Source organism: Vibrio sp. Vb2960, assembly GCF_033337665.1.
In the GTDB taxonomy this organism is placed as follows: domain Bacteria; phylum Pseudomonadota; class Gammaproteobacteria; order Enterobacterales; family Vibrionaceae; genus Vibrio; species Vibrio alginolyticus.
Map to the genome: position 1 here is coordinate 114,647 of NZ_JAWORD010000008.1, position 21,189 is coordinate 135,835.

15 protein-coding genes are annotated in these 21,189 nt (G+C 44.7%); 10 read left to right on the forward strand and 5 right to left on the reverse strand.

The annotated features are described in order from the left end of the window. Positions 1-164 precede the first annotated feature (164 nt). A complete protein-coding gene (gene mltF / locus R7O03_RS09125; RefSeq protein ID WP_053303011.1) occupies positions 165-1,742 on the reverse strand; it encodes a membrane-bound lytic murein transglycosylase MltF in 1,578 nt (525 codons plus the stop codon). Positions 1,743-2,041: 299 nt separating this feature from the next. Between mltF and purL the strand changes: the two genes are divergently transcribed. Next, positions 2,042-5,935, forward strand: a complete 3,894-nt coding sequence (gene purL, locus R7O03_RS09130; RefSeq protein WP_318131675.1) for a phosphoribosylformylglycinamidine synthase — start codon at positions 2,042-2,044, stop codon at positions 5,933-5,935. Between the two features lie 295 nt (positions 5,936-6,230). Continuing rightward, positions 6,231-6,539, forward strand: a complete 309-nt coding sequence (locus R7O03_RS09135) for a DUF3622 domain-containing protein (protein WP_025998700.1) — start codon at positions 6,231-6,233, stop codon at positions 6,537-6,539. 90 nt (positions 6,540-6,629) lie between these two features. On the opposite strand, the gene R7O03_RS09140 is transcribed toward R7O03_RS09135, so the two are convergent. From R7O03_RS09140 to R7O03_RS09150, 3 genes are all read right to left on the reverse strand, one after another. Continuing rightward, complete coding sequence (locus R7O03_RS09140; protein ID WP_005381599.1) at positions 6,630-7,070, reverse strand: hypothetical protein; 441 nt, start codon at positions 7,068-7,070, stop codon at positions 6,630-6,632. 118 nt (positions 7,071-7,188) lie between these two features. After that, positions 7,189-9,375: a TonB-dependent receptor domain-containing protein gene (locus R7O03_RS09145; RefSeq protein WP_158157274.1), complete on the reverse strand. Its 2,187-nt coding sequence runs from the start codon at positions 9,373-9,375 to the stop codon at positions 7,189-7,191. Between the two features lie 263 nt (positions 9,376-9,638). After that, on the reverse strand, positions 9,639-10,706 hold the full coding sequence (locus R7O03_RS09150) for a succinylglutamate desuccinylase/aspartoacylase family protein (protein WP_042521202.1): 1,068 nt from the start codon (positions 10,704-10,706) through the stop codon (positions 9,639-9,641). A 330-nt stretch (positions 10,707-11,036) separates the two neighbouring features. Between R7O03_RS09150 and R7O03_RS09155 the strand changes: the two genes are divergently transcribed. Beyond that, complete coding sequence (locus R7O03_RS09155) at positions 11,037-11,576, forward strand: DUF3332 domain-containing protein (RefSeq protein WP_005381596.1); 540 nt, start codon at positions 11,037-11,039, stop codon at positions 11,574-11,576. Between the two features lie 64 nt (positions 11,577-11,640). Here the strand turns inward: R7O03_RS09155 and R7O03_RS09160 are convergent, their stop codons facing one another. Beyond that, positions 11,641-13,113, reverse strand: coding sequence for an aminoacyl-histidine dipeptidase (locus R7O03_RS09160; RefSeq protein ID WP_053350265.1), 1,473 nt, complete (start codon positions 13,111-13,113; stop codon positions 11,641-11,643). A 1,024-nt stretch (positions 13,114-14,137) separates the two neighbouring features. Between R7O03_RS09160 and R7O03_RS09165 the strand changes: the two genes are divergently transcribed. The 7 genes from R7O03_RS09165 to nrdR all read left to right on the forward strand — a co-directional run bounded on the left by R7O03_RS09165 (position 14,138) and on the right by nrdR (position 21,184). Beyond that, on the forward strand, positions 14,138-15,427 hold the full coding sequence (locus R7O03_RS09165) for an NCS2 family permease (protein WP_005381592.1): 1,290 nt from the start codon (positions 14,138-14,140) through the stop codon (positions 15,425-15,427). Between the two features lie 263 nt (positions 15,428-15,690). Continuing rightward, positions 15,691-16,155: an oxytetracycline resistance phosphoribosyltransferase domain-containing protein Tet(34) gene (gene tet(34) / locus R7O03_RS09170; protein WP_005381590.1), complete on the forward strand. Its 465-nt coding sequence runs from the start codon at positions 15,691-15,693 to the stop codon at positions 16,153-16,155. 91 nt (positions 16,156-16,246) lie between these two features. After that, a complete protein-coding gene (gene frsA / locus R7O03_RS09175) occupies positions 16,247-17,494 on the forward strand; it encodes an esterase FrsA (RefSeq protein WP_064353673.1) in 1,248 nt (415 codons plus the stop codon). A gap of 115 nt (positions 17,495-17,609) precedes the next feature. Beyond that, complete coding sequence (crl, locus tag R7O03_RS09180; protein WP_005381584.1) at positions 17,610-17,999, forward strand: sigma factor-binding protein Crl; 390 nt, start codon at positions 17,610-17,612, stop codon at positions 17,997-17,999. 121 nt (positions 18,000-18,120) lie between these two features. After that, the gene (proB, locus tag R7O03_RS09185; RefSeq protein WP_213886775.1) at positions 18,121-19,260 is read left to right on the forward strand and encodes a glutamate 5-kinase; all 1,140 of its coding nucleotides are present in this window, start codon (positions 18,121-18,123) and stop codon (positions 19,258-19,260) included. A gap of 17 nt (positions 19,261-19,277) precedes the next feature. After that, on the forward strand, positions 19,278-20,528 hold the full coding sequence (locus R7O03_RS09190; protein WP_054579047.1) for a glutamate-5-semialdehyde dehydrogenase: 1,251 nt from the start codon (positions 19,278-19,280) through the stop codon (positions 20,526-20,528). A gap of 206 nt (positions 20,529-20,734) precedes the next feature. Beyond that, positions 20,735-21,184, forward strand: coding sequence for a transcriptional regulator NrdR (nrdR, locus tag R7O03_RS09195; RefSeq protein WP_005381578.1), 450 nt, complete (start codon positions 20,735-20,737; stop codon positions 21,182-21,184). The last annotated feature ends 5 nt before the right edge of the window (positions 21,185-21,189 follow it).

Below are 21,189 nucleotides of genomic sequence, written 5' to 3' on the forward strand. Positions count from 1 at the left end.
CAAAGCAATCAGTTTTACTAACGATGAAGAAAAGGCGACCAACCAAAGGAATGGTTGAGTGTGGTTGGTGTCACTCAGAATATTGGATTCTAGATAAGTTTTCGTTAGGACTCAATAAAAATGACGAGCTTCATAGGCTCGTCATTTTTTAGTTTACCGCGGGTTTATTCTTCAATGCTTTCTTGTTTGGTGTCTTCTTCAACCGTGACGTCAGAAGCGCCAGAGACTTGTTCTACGACGGTCTCTACTGCGCCCGATATCAAAATGTCGGGGGTGAGCGGCGGAATCACTTGTAAGTCATCGCTATTCTCATCAATCGCTGGCTGTTGGCTGACATGACCAATGATGGATTGGTAGTAACGTCGAATATTTTCTACGTAATTACGCGCTTCATCGCCTCTGGCGTACCCATAGCGAGTTTGGCTGTAATAGCGCTTCTGACGAAGTAAAGGCAGCCTGTCTTTTACATCGGCCCAAGCGTTCGGATCGCCACCTTGTGCTTTGGTGAGTCGTCGTGCGTCCATCATGTGGCCGTAACCAATATTGTATGAAGCTAACGCAAACCATATTTTTTCATGCTCGTTAATGCTATCAGGCACGCGACTTACAATACGACGTAAGTACTCGACACCACCACGAACAGATTGCTCAGGGTCTAAACGGTTTGTTACCCCGACGCTTTTCGCTGTTGGCAGAGTCAGCATCATCATCCCCCTAACACCTGTTGGCGATTTTGCTGTTGGTTTCCAGTGTGACTCTTGATAAGCCAATGCTGCAATTAAGCGCCAGTCGAACTCTTCGCTGTATTTTTGGAATAAAGGTGCCCATTTAGGCAATTTGTCATCCAGAGCTCGAATGAATGCGCGAGTATCAACGTAGTCAAATGCTTCAATATGACCAATGTACTTTTCTTCGAGGGTGGACAGTTCTCCTGATTGTTTGATGTTACCGAAAAACTCTATCAGCATCGCATACAAACTTTCGTCTTCAGAACGTCGAGTAAACCAAGATACTGGTTGATCTTCTGTAAGTTCGAACGCGAGCGCAAGATCGGGGTAAAGGCGTTGAGCAAGGGAAAGTTCCACCGAATCAGTCACAGTAAAACGTAACTCACCCGTCGATACGTATTTGAGTAAGTCTCTCGTGTCAGCATCACCAACAATTTCAAACTGAAGTTCTGGATACTGCTTCTTTAACGCTGTTAGGGTCGGAACATATTGCGATTGTTCAACGATCTTTAATGTTTGAGCGCCTGCATTTGTATCTTCGTCGGACTCGTCGTCTTTCGAGGCTTGGTATTCAATGAGTTGTTCGATATCACGTGGTCGAAGTTGCCCTTTTTTATATACCACTTGTTGGCTTACATAATAATAGGCAGGGCCTGGTCTAAATCGTTTGACTGCTTGTGACGTTTGATTTAAACCCGTAGCGATGATATCGATATCTCCTTTCTTAAGAGCAGGAAAAAGCTCAGCCTGGCGAAAGGCTGGTTTAATCTCGAGTTTGACGCCGAGCTGTTCCGCAAACTGACGCGCCAATTCGTAATCCAACCCTGCGGGACCATCGGGACCTATGTAGTAGGAAAGCTGATTGTTTAGCGTGCCAACACGAAGCACACCACGTTCTTGAATTTTTTCAAATTCACTTTTGGGCTCCGACTCAATCTGGCAAGCTGAGAGCAAAAGAACAGAAACTAAAATTAGAGCACTGCGCTTGAGCCGGTTGAAGTGACTTATTTGCATTAATAGGTACATCTTGGAAAATTTCTATTTGCCTTTATATCAAAGCGAGCTCATGGGGCAAAGTGAATCACACACTTATAACGTGACATTGTGTGTTTTATCGACATTTTAGTTGTAATTCAAATTTGACAAAAAAAATGACGCAAACGGTTGCTTTTGGTGTTACATCACAAAAACAATTACTATATAATGCGCTCGCAATGACGAGGTGGAATCGGCATAGGTTCGACAGGGCTTATTTTAAGTGTCTGAATTTATTCCAATATCACCTTAATCAATTGCATAAGAGACCTAAGCACATGAGAATTTTGCGTGGCTCCCCAGCTCTTTCAGAGTTTCGTGTTAATAAACTACTGGAACTTTGTCGTGAACAAGATCTGCCTGTAACTGGCATTTATGCCGAGTTTATGCACTTTGCCGATCTAAAGTCAGACCTTGATGACCAAGAGTTAGAAAAACTTGAAAAGTTACTAACTTACGGCCCAACCATCGAAGAGCATGAGCCTGAAGGTCTTCTACTTCTTGTCACGCCTCGTCCTGGCACTATCTCGCCTTGGTCTTCTAAATCTACCGATATCGCTGTTAACTGTGGTCTGGATAAAGTGAAACGTCTAGAGCGTGGTACGGCTTATTATGTCGAGTCTTCAGTTGTTCTATCAGAAGCTCAAGCTGACGCTGTTAAAGCGTTAATTCACGACCGCATGATGGAAACAGTATTCACAGAATTTGAAGCCGCATCAGCATTATTTACTGTTGCAGAGCCTAAGCCTGTCGCACATGTTGATATCTTAGCTGGCGGTCGTCTTGCGCTTGAAGAGGCAAACGTTTCCCTTGGCTTGGCACTCGCAGAAGATGAAATTGATTACTTGGTCGAGAACTTTACTAAGCTTGGGCGTAACCCAAACGACATTGAATTGATGATGTTTGCTCAGGCGAACTCAGAGCATTGTCGCCACAAAATTTTTAACGCAGATTGGACTATCGACGGGGTAGATCAACCTAAGTCTTTGTTCAAAATGATCAAAAACACTTTTGAAACGACACCTGACTATGTACTGTCTGCATACAAAGACAACGCAGCCGTTATGACAGGTTCTAAAGCGGGGCGTTTCTTCCCTGACCCTAAATCTCGTCAATACACGTACCACCATGAAGATACGCACATCTTGATGAAGGTAGAAACGCACAACCACCCAACGGCAATCTCTCCATGGCCGGGCGCATCGACTGGCTCAGGCGGTGAAATCCGTGACGAAGGCGCGACGGGTATCGGCGGTAAGCCAAAAGCGGGTCTGGTTGGCTTTACAACCTCTAACTTACGTATTCCTGGTTTTGAACAGCCATGGGAAACCGACTTCGGCAAGCCGGGTCGTATTGTGAATGCGTTAGACATCATGCTTGAAGGCCCTCTTGGCGGCGCGGCATTCAACAACGAATTTGGTCGTCCAAATCTATTGGGTTACTTCCGTACTTACGAAGAAAAAGTCACTTCTCATGCGGGTGAAGAAATTCGTGGTTACCACAAACCAATCATGATTGCTGGTGGTATGGGTAACATCCGCGATGAACACGTACAGAAGAAAGAGATCCCTGTAGGTGCGAGCCTAATCGTACTTGGTGGTCCGGCAATGAACATCGGTCTTGGTGGTGGTGCGGCATCTTCCATGGCATCTGGTCAGTCAGCAGAAGATCTGGACTTCGCTTCGGTACAGCGTGAAAACCCAGAGATGGAACGTCGCTGTCAGGAAGTGATCGACCGTTGTTGGCAGTTAGGCGACGATAACCCAATCGCATTTATCCACGATGTGGGTGCAGGCGGTATCTCTAACGCATTGCCTGAACTTGTCGACGACGGTGAGCGTGGCGGTAAGTTCCAATTACGCGATGTACCAAACGATGAGCCGGGCATGAGCCCACTGGAAATCTGGTGTAACGAATCACAGGAACGTTACGTTCTAGCGGTAGCGCCAGAAAACATGGAAGCATTCGACGCCATCTGTAAGCGTGAACGCGCACCGTATGCAGTGGTGGGTGTGGCGACAGAAGAGCGTCATCTAACGCTAGAAGATTCTCACTTCGACAATACGCCAATCGATATGCCAATGGATATCCTGCTTGGTAAGCCACCGAAGATGCACCGTGACGCAACCACACTAAAAGTGGAAAGCCCTGCCATTGTTCGTGATGGTATTGAGCTTAATGAAGCGGTGGATCGCGTACTTCGTCTTCCTGCTGTTGCAGAAAAAACATTCCTAATTACTATCGGTGACCGAACAGTAACGGGTCTGGTTGCTCGTGATCAAATGGTTGGTCCTTGGCAGGTACCAGTAGCAAACTGCGCAGTAACAGCGGCAAGCTACGACACTTACCATGGCGAAGCAATGTCGATGGGTGAGCGCACGCCAGTGGCATTACTAGACTTTGGAGCATCGGCTCGCCTAGCCGTTGGTGAGTCACTAACGAACATTGCGGCAACAGACATCGGTGATATTAAACACATTAAACTGTCTGCGAACTGGATGTCTCCAGCGGGTCACCCAGGTGAAGATGCGGGTCTTTACGAAGCAGTGAAAGCGGTTGGTGAAGAATTGTGTCCTGCGTTAGGTTTGACTATCCCAGTTGGTAAAGACTCCATGTCGATGAAAACCAAGTGGGAAGAAAACGGCGAGAGCAAAGAAGTCACTTCTCCACTGTCGTTAGTTATCACGGCATTTGGTCGTGTGGAAGACGTACGTAAGACCGTGACTCCACAACTACGCACTGACAAAGGAAAGACTTCTCTAGTTCTTGTTGACTTGGGTAACGGCAAAAACCGCTTAGGTGCGACAGCATTGGCACAAGTATACAAACAGCTGGGTGACAAACCTGCTGACGTAGATAATGCAGAGCAGCTAAAAGGCTTCTTTGATGCAATGCAAGCGTTAGTACGTGATGACAAGCTAGTGGCTTACCACGATAAAGGCGACGGCGGTCTGTTTGTTACACTGGCTGAGATGGCATTCGCGGGTCACTGTGGCGTAAAAGCGAACATCGCAGAGCTGGGTGATGATGCGCTAGCCGTTCTATTTAACGAAGAGCTAGGTGCGGTTGTTCAAGTTAAGAATGATGATCTAGATTCAGTTCTATCTACTCTGGCGGCAAACGGCTTAGAGGCATGCTCACATGTGATTGGTTCTGTTGAAGCTTCAGACGACTTTGTTATCACTTCTGGTGATGCAGTTGTGCTTGAACGTTCACGTACCGAACTACGCGTTATCTGGGCTGAAACAACGCATAAGATGCAAAGCCTACGTGATAACCCAGCGTGTGCAGACCAAGAGCACGAAGCTAAGAAAGCCAACTCTGACCCGGGTCTAAACGTTAAGCTCAGCTTCGACGTAAATGAAGACGTTGCAGCACCGTACATTGCGAAAGGTGCTAAACCTAAGATGGCAATTCTACGTGAGCAGGGCGTTAACTCCCACGTCGAAATGGCAGCAGCGTTTGACAGAGCAGGCTTTGAAGCAACCGACATCCATATGAGCGATATCCTAACAGGCCAAGCGGTACTGGATGAATACCATGGCCTAGTAGCTTGTGGTGGCTTCTCTTACGGCGACGTACTAGGTGCGGGTGAAGGTTGGGCTAAGTCTATCCTGTTTAACGCACAAGCTCGTGAACAGTTCCAAGCCTTCTTCAACCGTGAAGAGACGTTCTCTTTAGGTGTATGTAACGGTTGTCAGATGCTATCAAACCTGAAAGAGCTGATCCCAGGTGCAAACTTGTGGCCACGTTTTGTGCGCAACGAATCTGAGCGTTTTGAAGCGCGCTTTAGTCTAGTTGAAGTTCAGAAATCTGACTCTGTATTCTTCGACGGAATGGCTGGTTCGCGCATGCCAATCGCGGTTTCCCACGGTGAAGGGCGTGTAGAAGTACGTGATGCAGAGCACCTAGCAGCGATTGAAGCATCAGGTACGGTTGCGGTTCGTTACGTGGATAACCTCGGTAACCCAACACAACAATACCCGAACAACCCGAATGGTTCGCCAAACGCGATTACCGGTTTAACAACAGCAGACGGTCGCGTAACTATCATGATGCCTCACCCAGAGCGCGTATTCCGCACAGTTGCAAATTCTTGGGCTCCGGAAGGTTGGGGTGAAAATGGCGCTTGGATGCGTATGTTCCAAAATGCCCGTAGGAATATCGGTTAATTAACCAAAGGTTAATCTAGCTTAAGTAAAGCGTTGGTTGAGAGACCAGCGCTTTCTTTTTTCTTATCACTCTTTTTTCTTCGTCGCTCTTTCTAGTGACTTGGCGAAACGTTGCTTTGTTCTGCCTCTTCTTTGTCATCTATTATCTAGCGTAAAAAACTTGCAGCGTTTAGATTACTTTTATGCTCTAATACCGCGCTTACCAAGGGATGGTGTTAAACAGCTCAGCTTAGATGGAGTTATCAAGTTGACCGAATCCCTGATTGATCCCTAAATCCCTTAGGAAATGAAAGAAATGTCTAAGAATCCAAAATTTGCTATCCGCGTCACTGAAAAACGTAACGGCTGGAGCGCAGAAATCACTCGCCAAGTAACATCTCGTAAGACTGTAGTATCAAAGCGTGAAACAGGCTTTGACAGCGAAGAGAAAGCACAAGCTTGGGCTGAACAAGAACTGGCTGGGTTTATCCAAAACCAAGTGGTTCGTAACGAGCGTAAAGCAGCGCAACGTCAAGAGCGTGAAGCAGAACAACTAGCGGCAAAAGTTCGTAAAGAAGAAGCCCGCAAAGCACGTGAAACCGAAGTAGACACTGACGAAGAATAAGTTTAAATCGGTGAGATGGTGACGTTACCCATCAAACAAATAGTGAAAATGCCCTGAGTTTTGTCTCAGGGCATTTTTTATTTATATCGGCTAAAAACAATCCGACGATACGGACAAGCTAAACGTGCCGTCTTCAGGGGCTGCAAATTGTTTATTGCCAGGAAGAAGGTGAGGGTTATTAGCATAAGTGCGATGTGTCGATTTGACCTTTGCAGAATGTCTTTCCGGTAAATCAAAGTGTTGTAAGCCGTCAGATAGATCGTTTGCTTCACCGTAGTCGAAATGTGTTGCGACGTCTTTGGGCTGCTTGGCGTAACGACAGTGATCCGGCTTACCATCTTCGTGCCAAGTTAAAGAGTTAGTTTTTGCATCTAGATTCAGGTTATTTGCTGTTGGCTGTGCGTAAAAATCTTCTGAAACTTGGTGCTTGCTTTGTTCTTGTAAGTAGTCTGCAATGTTCTCAGAAGCTTGCGCTAGGCTACCTACAGGGAAGAAGCAAATCAGAAGAAGCCGTGTTTTTAGATTGTTCATAATGTGTATACAAGCAAAAGGAAATGATAATACTGATAAATAAAACGGCGTGCAATTATGGCCATTGGATACGATATAACAGGGCAGTTAATGTCTGCCCTGCATCTTTTAGGTATGGTTAGTATTGATAAGTGAGGTGCAGTTTGACTTCGCGACCAGGCGAAGGCACGCCATTAGATAGGTATGCTTCGTAGTAACGATCGGTTAAGTTTTTCACAACCGCGCCAACGCTCAAGCCTTCGACTTGTTGTATTTCCCAAACCACGTAAGCGTTTTGTAGCGTGTATTGCTCACTTGGCGATTTCACTTTTAAATTGTTACCGCTTGCCTTGGTTTTGGTTTGCGCATCATACCAACGGACTTCCCAGCCCGCACGTAAACCAGGAATCCATTCGTAACCTAAACCCAGATTAATGTTTAATGGCGGTACATCAGGATGATCATCATCTGAACCTGTAGAGTCAGATAGGCTACCTTTGTTTTTGCCGCGAATGTAACTTGCTGAGAAATTACTGTAGAAATCTTCAATCCGGTATTGTGAAATTAGCTCAAAGCCATAGTTTTTAAAGCCATCTAGGTTTGTATTCCAGCTTTGTAACTCAGTAGTATTTTTGTCGAGGTTTTCGCCCGTTCGTATATCAACTGTGTCGCTAACATCGTTATAGAACATAGTTAACTCTGTTGCGAGGTTATCGCGAGAGTTCACCAGCCCTTCCGTTAAGTTGATAACGCTTGCTTGATAAGCATGGATACGAGACACGTCCAGATTCAAAGCAGTAGCCGTAGCGGTAGCTCGCGCATATTGCACTGAGTAGATGTTATCAACGGTTGGTGCTTTTAAAGCGTAGGCGTAGGAGGCGTTTAAACGCGTATTATTGCTCGCATCAAAGTCGATATCCAAACGTGGGCTAAAGCCTTTATGCGTCGTTTCACCGTAGTTATGTCCGGCAGCTGGATCATTATAATCCGGCGCTGCGTTCCCTTTTCCTTCACTCTTGATGTATTCGTAACGCAGAGAAGGTGTGATTGTTAGGCGGTCTGTTGCTTGATAGTGATCAGCAATGTAAGCGGCATAAATTGACTGCGTGCCAGATGGTTCGTAGTAAGGGGTGTACCAACCGTAGTTTTTCGCTTCATTACTGTCGTATGATGCGTTGAATACTAACGAGTCTCTATCGGTTTTTTGATATTGAAGCCCAGTGACTAGAGTGTGGTCTCCGAATTGCGCTTGGTTAAACACATCAACGTAATCACGCTCGTAACTCAGCCATGACTCATGACCGTAACTGCCAACAGAAACGAACATTTTCTCGAATGCTACGTCAGGGCGAACCCAATGACGATCGTTTTCGGAACGTGCCATTTTGATATTGAAATCAATATACGGGTTAGTCGGCATGTAGTGGTAAGAGATGGTCGTGGTGTTGTCCGTGTATTTGTTATCGACGGTGTAAGCGTATTGGGCTTTTTCTAATGAGCCGTATTTCTTGATATTGTATTCGGTGATGTTAGGCATTTTTCCGCGGCGGTTAGCCCAAGGTTTACGACCTTCATCTTTGTAGCGAGTGTGGCTAATTTCAAACTCGTGATCGTTATTTTCATAACCGACCTTTACGAGCATGTTTTCTTGCTCATAACCTGAGTAATCCAGCGTTTCACCACCTCCGACTTTAATGTCATCAGAATCTTTTACCGAGCCATTCGCTAGAAAATAAAAACCAGTATCGTTTTTACCATAGAGTGTTAGCGTGTAGGCGTTCTCATCGCCGTTGGTGTTGTATGCACTTGAGATGCGGGCACCAAAGTTTCTTTCGCCGTACAGGAGATCATCGACACTTTTGGTTTTAATGCGAATGGAGCCACCAAACTTCCCGTTGAGTGCTCGATAGTCGTGCGCGCCCTTGATAATTTCTGCTTCGCCAATTAAGAACGGATCAAAAAAGAAGGTACCGTAGCGGTATTGTTGAAAGCCAATTGGAGCGCCATCGACAAAGACGGCGATATCGCTTGGATCATCAAAACCACGAATGTTAATACGTTCGCCACCAGAACGACCGCCACCATCTATTGATGCACCGGGAACGGCATCGATCATTGAGGCAAAATTAGAGTACTGTTGCTCTTCAATCTCTGACCAATTAATGGTGGTTTGCGCAGGCTCAGCAATGGTAATAGGTTTGGCATAACGAACGCCTATGACTTCAAGCTCTTCATTTGGCGCTGTCTCGGCATATGAATAAAGAGGGAAGAGCAAAGCCAGTGAAATGAGATTTACTTTGAATGGATGACTTTTTAATCGTTTCATATTGATGATTTATAGTGTTTTTATGAAGCTGGGATTATAAGAACATTATTACGATTAATAAATGATAATGAGATTAATTATCAAATGTGTTTTTGCGACGGATTGTAAAGTTTTTTATCCATTCGTGGAAACTACGATAAGTATCGTTAGCGTACATAAAACAAAAAGCCCAGCATCATGGACGCTGAGCTTATTGGTTTTAAACAAGATAGTGCGAGCACTGTTGCCCCTTTTGAGCTAATCAGGCGCCTACTTGGTAGGAATTACTGAGTTTCTAACGGTATCTGTCCGGTGGTCAGCGGCTCGGCATCGAATTCAGTGAGGCCTTCAATATAGCTTTCGACTGCTTGCTCTAAAGCATTATCACCTTGGTTAAAATAGGCAAGGTGGAAAATTGCATCGCCTTCGTTCACCAATGGTAATGTTTGTTGACCGATAACCAAACCACGCTTCGGGGCTTTTAGTTCTATCTCATCATGACCAAGAGGAGAGCTAATATAAGCGAGCGTTTCCCCCTGTTCTACTTTGTCTCCCAGATTAACGACAGTACGCAAAATGCCGTTACCTGACGCGCGAACCCAGCTGGTGGACTTCGCTATGATAGGCTCAGGCAGCTTTTTCCTGCTCGCACGCAACATACCAATGGCTTGCATTACGCGCCGAACCCCGAGTACACCAGCGCTTATCGAAAGTGGATCAAAACGCAATGCTTCGCCAGCTTCGTAGGTGAGCACTGGAATATCGCATTTTTCTGCTTCACTGCGTAAAGAGCCATCACGCAATGCTGAATCAACAATCACTGGCGTCGAAAATGCTTGAGCAATACGTAGAGTTTCTGGGTTGCTTAAGTTTGCGCGAATCTGTGGCAAGTTCGTGCGATGAATTGCCCCTGTGTGTAGATCCAAAATGTAGTCACAACGCTTGGCAATGTTGTTAAAGAACCCGTGTGCCATACGAGATGCAAGTGCGCCTTTTTCACTGCCAGGAAAGCAACGGTTGAGATCTCGTCGGTCGGGCAAGTAACGAGATTTATGGATGAAACCAAAAACGTTAACGATAGGTACTGCAATGACAGTGCCTTTCAGTTTTTGTGGATCCAGTTGGTTAATGATCTGACGAACGATTTCTACGCCATTAAGCTCATCACCATGGATAGCAGCATTCACCATTAACACTGGTCCTTCTTGTTTCCCATGAATGATTTCCACAGGAATAGATAAAGGCGAATGTGTATATAGCTTCGCTGCTTCAAATTCGATCTCTAATCGTTGCCCTGGTTGTATTTGATGTCCTAAGAGCTCAAACACTTTGCTTTTTTTACTTCTGGCCATAAACCATCTCTGTCAAATGCGTCACCAGCAATGTAACAATTGCTGCAAAATCGCACTAATCATTCTCATTAAGGACACGACAAATTACTTTAATCGTCATGCGTGAAATTTTGGTGTGTGTGAAGTTTTTGTTTTCAATATGATCTTTTCTATCAGTTTAATACATAACAAGACATAGAGATGAGAGCGCAATAATAGCCTTAAAAAATGTGACTGTATTAAAAATAATACTGTTCATGGAGGACAAAAAAACGGACTTTTAACCCTACTTTTTATCCGATAATATCCGCGCCGAATTTGAGGTTTCACACTTTCTAACTAGAGGTTTTGATGAAAAAGGCAATTGCTAAAATTGGTGCATTGACTGCGGTAGCAGTTTCACTTTCAGGTTGCGTAGGTAGTAATGCCGTGACAGGTTATGTCATGGGGTTTAACTTGAAAGCTGTTGACAACCGTTACGCTCGAGGTGGCCTAAATATGCTTTTAGCGCCTGTTTATGGTGTCGCGATCGCAGCGGATTATATCGTGTTTAACTCTCTAGAATTTTGGACGGGTAAGAACCCGTTAAATGGTAAGCCACATATCTTCGATACAAAGGTAGATACTTACATTGATGTCAATCACCAGTTAGATAAGTCGTTAACGACGGCACCAATCGCACCATTAGCGGATAACCGTGTCATTGAGCAGGGGCGAATGCAGCAAATCGATGAGAACACTGTTCAAATGGATATTACTTACAGTAACGGTGAAAAGGCGACACTCATGGGTGTACGCGATGGTGAGTTTGTTACTTACTACATTGATGGTGAAGTTGCTGCACAAACCTCAATGGATGAGTTAGCCGCTTACGCGCAAAACCGTGTGTAGTTGGGTTCAACTAAACCAAAAAAAGGGTGCCGTATGGCACCCTTTGTCGTTTTTCGTGATTGAATTATGCTTTCTCTGGAATCGCTTCTAAAAGCGCGACCATCTGTTCCCAGTACAACTGAACAGTATCAATCTTCACTTTCTCATCTGGAGAGTGAGGGAATTTTATTGTTGGACCGAAAGAAACCATATCCATGTGTGGGTATGGTTCTTTAAATAGGCCACACTCAAGACCAGCATGGATGACCATGATGTTCGGCTTATGACCGTAAATGCCTTCATACATATCACGGAAAATTGCCATGATCTCGGAATCTGCATCTGGCTTCCAGCCAGGGTAAGCGCCTGAGAACTGAATTTGTGCGCCTGCTAGCTCAGTAATCGAGCGCAGCATGCTTTCCACTTGGCTACGGCCAGAATCAATGAGAGAACGAATCAAGCAAAGCACGGTGACTTTATTTTCTTCTGTGCTGATCACACCAACGTTTAGAGAAGTTTCAACAACGCCTTCCACCTCATCACTCATACGGATTACGCCGTTTGGACAAGCGTTAAGTGCCGCAATGAATCGTTGCTGATCGGCGATTGAAAATACTTGCGCGTCAGTCGTGATCACTTCATTAAAGGTTACGATACCTGTTTCGATTTTACCCAATTCAGTTTTAAGCAGCTCAGTGTAGTGGTTGAACAGCTCAGCAAGCTTGTCTTGGTTTTCGACAGGAAGCGCGACAGTAACAAACGCTTCGCGAGGGATTGCATTACGTAAGCTACCACCACGGAATTCGACTAAACGTAAATCAAGCTCTTGAGCATGACCGGCAAGGAAACGACCAAGTAATTTGTTGGCATTACCGCGACCTGTGTGAATGTCACAACCTGAGTGACCACCTTTTAGGCCTTTCAGCGTCAGTTGGCGTGTTACAAAACCTGCAGGCGTTGATTCTCGAGAAATATCGAAAGTCATGGTGCCATCAACGCCACCTGCACAACCCATGTAGACTTCGCCTTCTTGCTCAGAGTCTGTATTTAGAAGAATCTCACCCTCTAACCAACCAGCTTCAAGGCCAAATGCGCCAGTCATGCCTGCTTCTTCATCAATCGTCAGCAGAACTTCGAGTGGACCGTGTTTAATATCTTTAGATGCCAATACAGCAAGGCAAGAAGCCATACCAATACCGTTATCTGCACCAAGCGTCGTGCCTTTCGCAGTTACCCATTCGCCATCGATGTAAGGTTGGATTGGATCTTTGGTGAAGTCGTGTTCAGTGTCTTCGTTTTTCTGCGGCACCATGTCGATGTGTGCTTGAAGTACAACAGCCTTCTTATTTTCCATTCCTGGTGTCGCGGGCTTTTTGATGAACACGTTACCGGTTGGATCACGGCGAACGTCAAAGCCTTGCTCTGTTGCCCAGTTGATAATGTACTGTGCTAATGCTTCTTCATGTTTCGATGGATGAGGGATAGAACAAATCTTATCGAAAAACTGCCAAAGTGGAGCAGGTGATAAGGTACTGATCTCAGAATGGAACTCAGACACGGAGGACTCCTTTTGATGTGCTTTGCCAAATATATACCGTAAAAATATTGTCAAGTTAGCATTAAATGCTAGACGATTTGGCCTTCAAATTGCCGTTAGCATACCACCAGATAAGGAGTACGAGTAGTCGCGATCACAAGGATTTCTCTCAGCACTGTCACAGTTTGTGAATACAATAACAAGCACTATGTGTTCTCTATCATACATTCTGAAAGTGGCTTTATTTTTTAATTCACAAAATTGTAATTTAATTACATATAAACTTTGATAAAGGTCAATTTATGTATTTTTTGTGATTCTAATCACTAAAACGCTTGTAATTAAATTTCTTGGTGGTATATTTGTAACCAGCTTCTGAGAGAAGAATGAAATGCTCAAAGGATGAGTCCGTTTTATCGCCTCCAAGGAACCGAGAAATCAACGAATGTTTAATTGATTTAAAAGGTGATAGTTATGAAAGGTTTACCAAGTACAATGTTCTGGAATAGCAAGTCTGTTTACACCGGTAACTTTGTATACCCAACAAGCTTTGGCTACTAAGTGAAGTCAACGCATGTGACTCGAACAATTTGTTCACCCCTATAAATTGGAATTTTTTTTCAGTGATAGTGCTGACATGATTCACCGCCACCCAAATTGGGTGGCGTTTTTTTATCTCTATTTTCTCTTCCTGACTCACTTATTGTCATCAAAGCCTTCTTCTATTCCCCATTCTTCGGTTTTATCGACTTTTCCACCAAATCTGTTAGATACCATGTTAAAAATGGGCCTTTTTCATCTGAAAGTTTAGTACATTGCTCAGTTTTTATTCTCTTTTAGGGAACTGTGTTATCTAGGTTACCTATTGTTTTGTAAGAATATATTCCTTTGCCTACTTTGATAGGTTAGAGAATGTGTTTCATATCCAAAGAAAAAAAACGCATTAGAGTGAAGATTCTATCTAGAATTTGCTATTTGATAACTTTATAATTCCCGCCAATCGATTACGCAACCGTTTACTTTTTTACCTTTACAGGATTCGATCATGCTCGAGAGGCTTTTTAAACTCAGTGAAAATGGCACAAATGTGCGTACTGAGATCATTGCAGGTGTTACGACCTTCCTAACTATGGCTTACATTATTTTTGTAAACCCAGCGATCCTGTCGGATACCGGTATGGACCGTGGTGCCATTTTTGTCGCGACTTGTCTTGCTGCCGCAATCGGCTGTTTTATTATGGGATTTGTTGCGAATTACCCAATCGCACAGGCACCAGGAATGGGCCTGAACGCATTTTTCACTTACTCTGTTGTATTGGGAATGGGTTATACGTGGCAAGTTGCGTTAGCGGCTGTATTTGTTTCTGGCCTTCTGTTCATTCTTTTAAGCGTATTTAAGATCCGTGAGTGGATTATTAACTCGATCCCGCATTCTCTACGAACAGGTATTTCAGCTGGTATTGGTCTTTTCTTAGCGTTTATCGCATTAAAAAATGCAGGTATCGTCGTTGATAACCCAGCGACATTAGTTTCTATGGGAGAGATCACATCATTGCCATCTGTATTGGCCGCGATTGGCTTCTTTCTTACGATTGCACTGGTTCACCGTGGTGTGAAAGGTGCGGTGATGATCGCCATTCTTGGCGTTACAGCGCTTGGTCTTCTATTTGGTGATGTGCAGTGGGGCGGTATTATGTCAACGCCACCAAGCATTGCGCCAACTTTCATGCAACTGGATTTCTCTGGTTTGTTTGAAGTAGGCATGATTTCCGTCGTATTTGCTTTCCTATTTGTCGATTTATTTGACACCGCAGGTACGCTCGTTGGCGTTTCTCAAAAAGCAGGCCTAACTGATGAGAATGGCAACATCCCTCGTTTAAACAAAGCGTTACTTGCAGACTCAACAGCAACGTCAGTAGGTGCATTACTTGGTACCTCCAACACGACATCTTATATTGAAAGCGTTTCTGGTGTGGCTGCGGGTGGGCGTACTGGTCTAACAGCCGTAGTTGTTGGTGTACTCTTCCTACTTGCTCTATTGTTCTCACCACTTGCGGGTATGATCCCTGCTTATGCAACGTCAGGTGCGCTATTCTATGTGGCGATCTTGATGCTGTCTGGGCTAGTAAGCATTGATTGGCGTGACCTAACTGAAGCGTCCCCAGTTGTTGTGACTTGTTTGGTGATGCCGCTAACATTCTCGATTGCAGAAGGTATCACGTTAGGCTTTATCGCATACGCGGCGATCAAGTTATTCAGCGGTAAGGGCCGTGAAGTGTCGATGAGTGTATGGGTGATGTCAGCCATCTTCATCGTTAAATACCTCGTCGGTTAATTTCTCGAGCAAAAAGCCAGTGTGGATTTATTCACGCTGGCTTTTTCTTTTTTACGTTGTTCACAGAAGACGGTTTTTCTGCGGAATAGGCAGAGAATTTTGATATCACCGTTGGTATTAGCGGTGTGTTTCGGTAGAATAATCGTTTGCGCAGCTTGAAATCCTCGTCTCCAAACATTTTGGAGAAGTTAGTGAGCATTCCGCTTTTGAGTGACTTCGCTAGATTTTGAGGATGCATATTTTCAAATTATTAGGTTATTACAATGAGTAAAAAATTCATTATCACTTGGGATGCAATGCAGACTTACTGCCGTGAACTGGCTGAAAAACAAATGCCAGCTGAGCAATGGAAAGGAATTTGGGCGGTAAGCCGCGGCGGTTTGGTTCCTGGCGCTATTTTGGCTCGTGAACTGGGTATTCGTTACGTTGATACAATCTGTATTTCAAGCTACGACCATGATCATCAGCGCGACATGACGGTACTAAAAGCACCTGAAGGTGATGGCGAAGGTTACCTAATCGTTGAAGACCTAGTAGACAGTGGTGATACAGCGCGCAAACTACGTGAGATGTATCCAAAAGCGAAAATGATCGCTGTGTGTGCGAAACCATCAGGCAAAGAGCTGCTGGATGATTACGTTGTAGATATTGCTCAAGACACTTGGATCGAGCAGCCTTGGGATATGTCAATCCAGTATGCTGAGCCAGTAAACCGCAAGCAAAAATAAGCGCGGTTAAAGAATATTGAGAAATGCCCCTTTATAGGGGCATTTTTTTTATTATGATATTAAATCATGCTAATAGCCTAGGGTTCTTCCTATGTCTGAAGACGTCAGTAAAAATCTTTCCGAAACTTTGTTCGTGAAACATAAGCAAGCAAAAGAAACCTCCGCGCTTACCCAGTACATGCCGACCAGTAAAAAAATACTTGATGAACGAGAAGCGCAAGGTGATCGTGCTTGGTATCGTCATTTGCGTCGCTTGCAATGGGCTTGGCAAGGATTGTCTCCGATCGAAATGGAAGGTGTACTGTCCAAAATTGCTTCATCTTCTCACTCGCGAACCAATGATGATTGGTTAGACACTGTAATGGGTTATCACAGTGGTAACTGGACATTTGAGTGGATCAAGCTTGGTATGGATCATCAGAAGCGAGCAAATGAAATGCAAGGAGAAGAGGCAGCGGATGAACTCTTTACTGCTTCTTTGTGTTTTAGTATTGCAGGCTACCCACATTTAAAAAATGACAATTTGGCATCGCAGGCTCAAGTACTGGCAAACAAAGCGTATTCTGACGGCGCAGAAAAAACTAAGTACACCATCAAGCAAATTGAAGTGCCTTACCAAAATCGCAAAATCATCGCGAACCTCCATTTACCAAGAACGGATAAACAGTTGCCTGTGGTCATGGTGAGCGCTGGTTTGGATACTCTACAAACCGACATGTGGCGTTTGTTCCGTAATCGTCTTGCACCGCGAGATATTGCGATGTTAACCGTGGACATGCCTTCGGTAGGGCATAGCTCTCATTGGCCCTTGACCGAGAATTCAAGTTGCCTACATCAAGCGGTATTGAATGAGCTTTACTCGCTACCTTGGGTTGATCATCACAAAGTGGGGTTAGTTGGGTTTCGTTTTGGTGGTAATGCCATGATCAGACTCTCTTTTGTTGAGCAAGAAAAGATCAAAGCTTGTGTCGCTCTAGGCGCACCCGTACATGATATTTTTACTTCCCCTCAGAAGTTACAAAAAATGCCGAAGATGTACCTAGATCTTTTGGCTTCCCGTTTGGGGAAAAATGCGGTTGATATTAATAGCATGGCTGGTCAGATGATGGCGTGGTCATTGAAGGTTCAGGGCTTCCTGAGCAGTCGAAAAACCAAAGTGCCTATTTTGGCTTTGAGTCTTGAGGGCGATCCAGTGTCGCCACACAGTGATAATCAACTTGTTTCTCTATTTAGCCAGTATGGTAGAGCGAAAAAAATCAGTTCCAAAACAATTACAAAAGGATATGAGCAATCCCTCGATTTAGCCATAAAGTGGCTAGAAGATGAATTATTAGGGTGACAATTCTCCTAAATTAGTTAAGAGTGATATATCTGAGCAAAAAATAAGCTCATGATAATTAAAAATAATAATCATTCTTGGGTGTTTACTTTTAACTATGAAAACGGAGATTCATATGTCAGAGACGACTCAGGGCCCGACTCACTTTCGCTTGATGTCAAAGTTGAAGGCGATAGGGCCTTACCTGCGCGAACCACAATCGCAAGAAGGGCGCTATTATTTTGATTGTTTATCTGTATGTGTAGACGACAAAAAATCGCCTGAGAAGCGTGAATTTTGGGGCTGGTGGATGGATTTGGAATCCATCGAGGGAGGCTTTACTGCTAAATATCATATTGGCAAGTACAACAAAGAAGGGCAATGGGTATCTGAAGCCCTTCCCAAAAAAGTGGTAGAGGAAGTGTATCTCACGCAGAGCACATTCCATCAAAAGCTGGTTGATACTTTAGAAGAACACTTCAAATTAGAAGTCGAATATCACACGGAGTCTTTCGATTTCGCTTAATTTGGTTGTTTTCATTTAATACCAAACAAAAAGGTGCGAAAACGCACCTTTTCTCTTGTTAATTCCCTATTTGATTGTTAAAACATCCTCTCTTTATTTGTTTTTCACTTCAGAAGACATCATGACAACGAATCAACAAAATGCAGTTGTTTCACAACCACAAACTGTCGTTGTGAAACTGGGTACAAGTGTGCTGACAGGCGGCACTCTGGCACTCGACCGTGCACACATGGTTGAGTTAGCACGCCAGTGTGCTGAGCTTAAAAAACAAGGCCATTCAATCGTAATGGTTTCGTCTGGTGCGATTGCAGCAGGCCGTGAGCATCTTGGTTACCCCGCATTGCCCAACGAGATGGCGAGTAAGCAGTTACTTGCCGCGGTGGGGCAGAGTCGCTTGATTCAAACATGGGAGTCTTTGTTTGGTATTTATGGTATCAAGATCGGCCAAATGTTACTAACCCGTGCCGATTTAGAAGATCGTGAGCGATTCCTTAACGCGCGTGACACTATTAATGCGCTCGTTGCGAACGATATTGTTCCTATCGTAAACGAAAATGATGCCGTTGCGACTAGCGAGATTAAAGTTGGCGATAACGACAACCTTTCCGCTTTGGTAGGCATTTTATGTGGTGCAGATAAGCTCTTGCTTTTAACGGACCAAAAAGGTCTGTTTACTGCTGACCCTCGTAAAAATCCGAACGCAGAGCTTATCAAGGAAGTAAAAACCATCGACGATACGCTGCGTAAAATCGCAGGTGGAAGCGGTACAACATTGGGTACTGGTGGTATGGCAACGAAGCTGCAAGCCGCAGACATCGCTCGACGCGCAGGTATCGAGGTTATTATTGCTGCTGGTAGTGCGCCGAATGTTATCTTTGACTCTCTAAGTGCTGAACCTCAGGGCACGCGCTTCCTACCTTGCGCTGAAGCCTTAGAGAACCGTAAACGCTGGATTCTAGCGGGACCTGCGGCATCGGGCGACATCGTTATTGATGATGGTGCAGTCAATGCTGTGGTCGGCAAGGGGAGTAGCCTACTTGCTAAAGGGGTCATCAAAGTTAGTGGTGACTTCGCACGAGGCGAAGTGGCGCGTGTAACAAACGCTCACGGTAAGTTGGTGGCTCGTGGCATCAGCGCCTACTCAAGTGATGACCTAACTAAAATTACGGGCAAACACAGTAAAGATATCATCTCTATTTTGGGGCATGATTATGGCTCTGAGGTGATTCACCGCGATGATCTGGTCGTCATTCAGGAATAGAATTAGAGGGAAGCAAAGTGGATTTAACGAATATGGGTAAAGCTGCTAAAGATGCAGCTTTCGAATTAGCGACAGCGTCAACTGCGCAAAAGAACCAAGCATTAGCCATCATCGCTGATGAACTAGAAGCAAACTCTGCTGCTATTTTGGCGGCAAACGCTAAAGACATCGAACTTGGCCGTGAAGCGGGTTTAACCGATGCGCTGCTCGATCGCCTTTTGCTTAATGAAGAACGATTGACTGCAATTGCGAATGATGTTCGCAACGTCATTAGCTTGAACGATCCTGTAGGCAGCGAAATAGACAGTAAGGTACTGGAAAATGGGATGTCACTGTCTCGTCGTCGTGTGCCGCTTGGTGTCGTGGGCGTAATTTATGAAGCGCGTCCAAACGTAACCATTGATATTGCAGCGTTGTGCTTGAAAACCGGCAACGCAAGTATTTTACGTGGTGGCAAAGAGACATTTTTCTCGAATATGGAATTAGTGAAGGTTATTCAGTCTGCGCTCGCAAAGGCGAACCTTCCAGCCGCTTCTGTGCAGTACATTGAAAAACCAGATCGTGAGCTTGTTTCTCAATTGCTTAAGTTGGACGATTACGTCGACATGATCATTCCACGCGGTGGTGCTGGCCTACACAAAATGTGTAAAGAAAACAGCACGATTCCGGTGATTATTGGTGGCTTTGGTATCAGCCATATCTTTGTCGACGAATCCGCTGATCTAAAGAAATCCCTGAATGTGGTTGAGAACTCTAAAGTTCAACGTCCATCTGCGTGTAACTCATTAGATACGCTGCTCGTGCATGAAAAAATTGCAGCGCAATTCCTACCAATGATCGTAGAGCGCATGAACGATAAAGTGACCTTCGTGACAGAGCCTAAGGCAAAAGCACTGATGGCTCAAGCAACACAAATTCGCGATGCTGTTGAAGGTGACTTTGATACGGAATGGTTGAGCTACACTCTTGGTGTAAAAGTTGTGTCTGATGTGAAAGATGCCATTGATCATATGCGTGTCCATAACGCGAGCCACTCAGATGCGATCATGACCAATAGTTTGGAAAACTCAGAACTGTTCATCAATTCTGTCGGTTCGGCGGCGGTTTATGTGAATGCTTCAACGCGCTTTACAGACGGTGCGCAATTTGGCCTTGGCGCAGAAGTCGCAGTATCTACGCAAAAGCTACATGCACGCGGTCCGATGGGCTTAGAAGAGCTAACTAGCTACAAGTGGGTTGGTAAAGCGAACTACTTAGCACGCAGTTAACACATTCGACGAGATCTTGAGTGAAAAAGGGGCCTTTGCGCCCCTTTTTGTTTTGTCTAACATACCAATTCCGCTACACTACATGAGCTTTTATTTCGGTTTGAAAGCGTTATACCCAAATAGCTTTAATAGAGTCCGTATAACCATGAACGCGTGGTTATCCGTGATTGCTCATGAGGTTATTTTGGTATAGATATGGAGGTGATATGCATTGTCCTTTTTGTTCCGAGAACGATACCAAAGTTATTGATTCCCGCTTAGTGGCTGATGGCCATCAAGTTCGACGTCGCCGTCAGTGCTTGGCGTGTAGCGAGCGTTTCACTACGTTTGAAAGCGCAGAGTTAGTGATGCCTAAAGTGATCAAATCGAATGGCAACCGTGAACCATTTGATGAAGATAAAATGGTTGGCGGTATTCAACGCGCTTTAGAGAAACGCCCAGTGAGTGCCGATTCTATAGAGTTAGCGATCAGTATGATCAAATCACAACTGCGTGCGACGGGTGAGCGAGAGGTTCCGAGTGAAATGATTGGTAATTTAGTCATGGACCAGCTCAAAGAGCTCGATAAGGTGGCTTACATTCGTTTCGCTTCCGTTTACCGCAGCTTTGAAGATATTCGCGAATTTGGCGAAGAGATTGCCCGCCTAGAAGACTGAGTAGC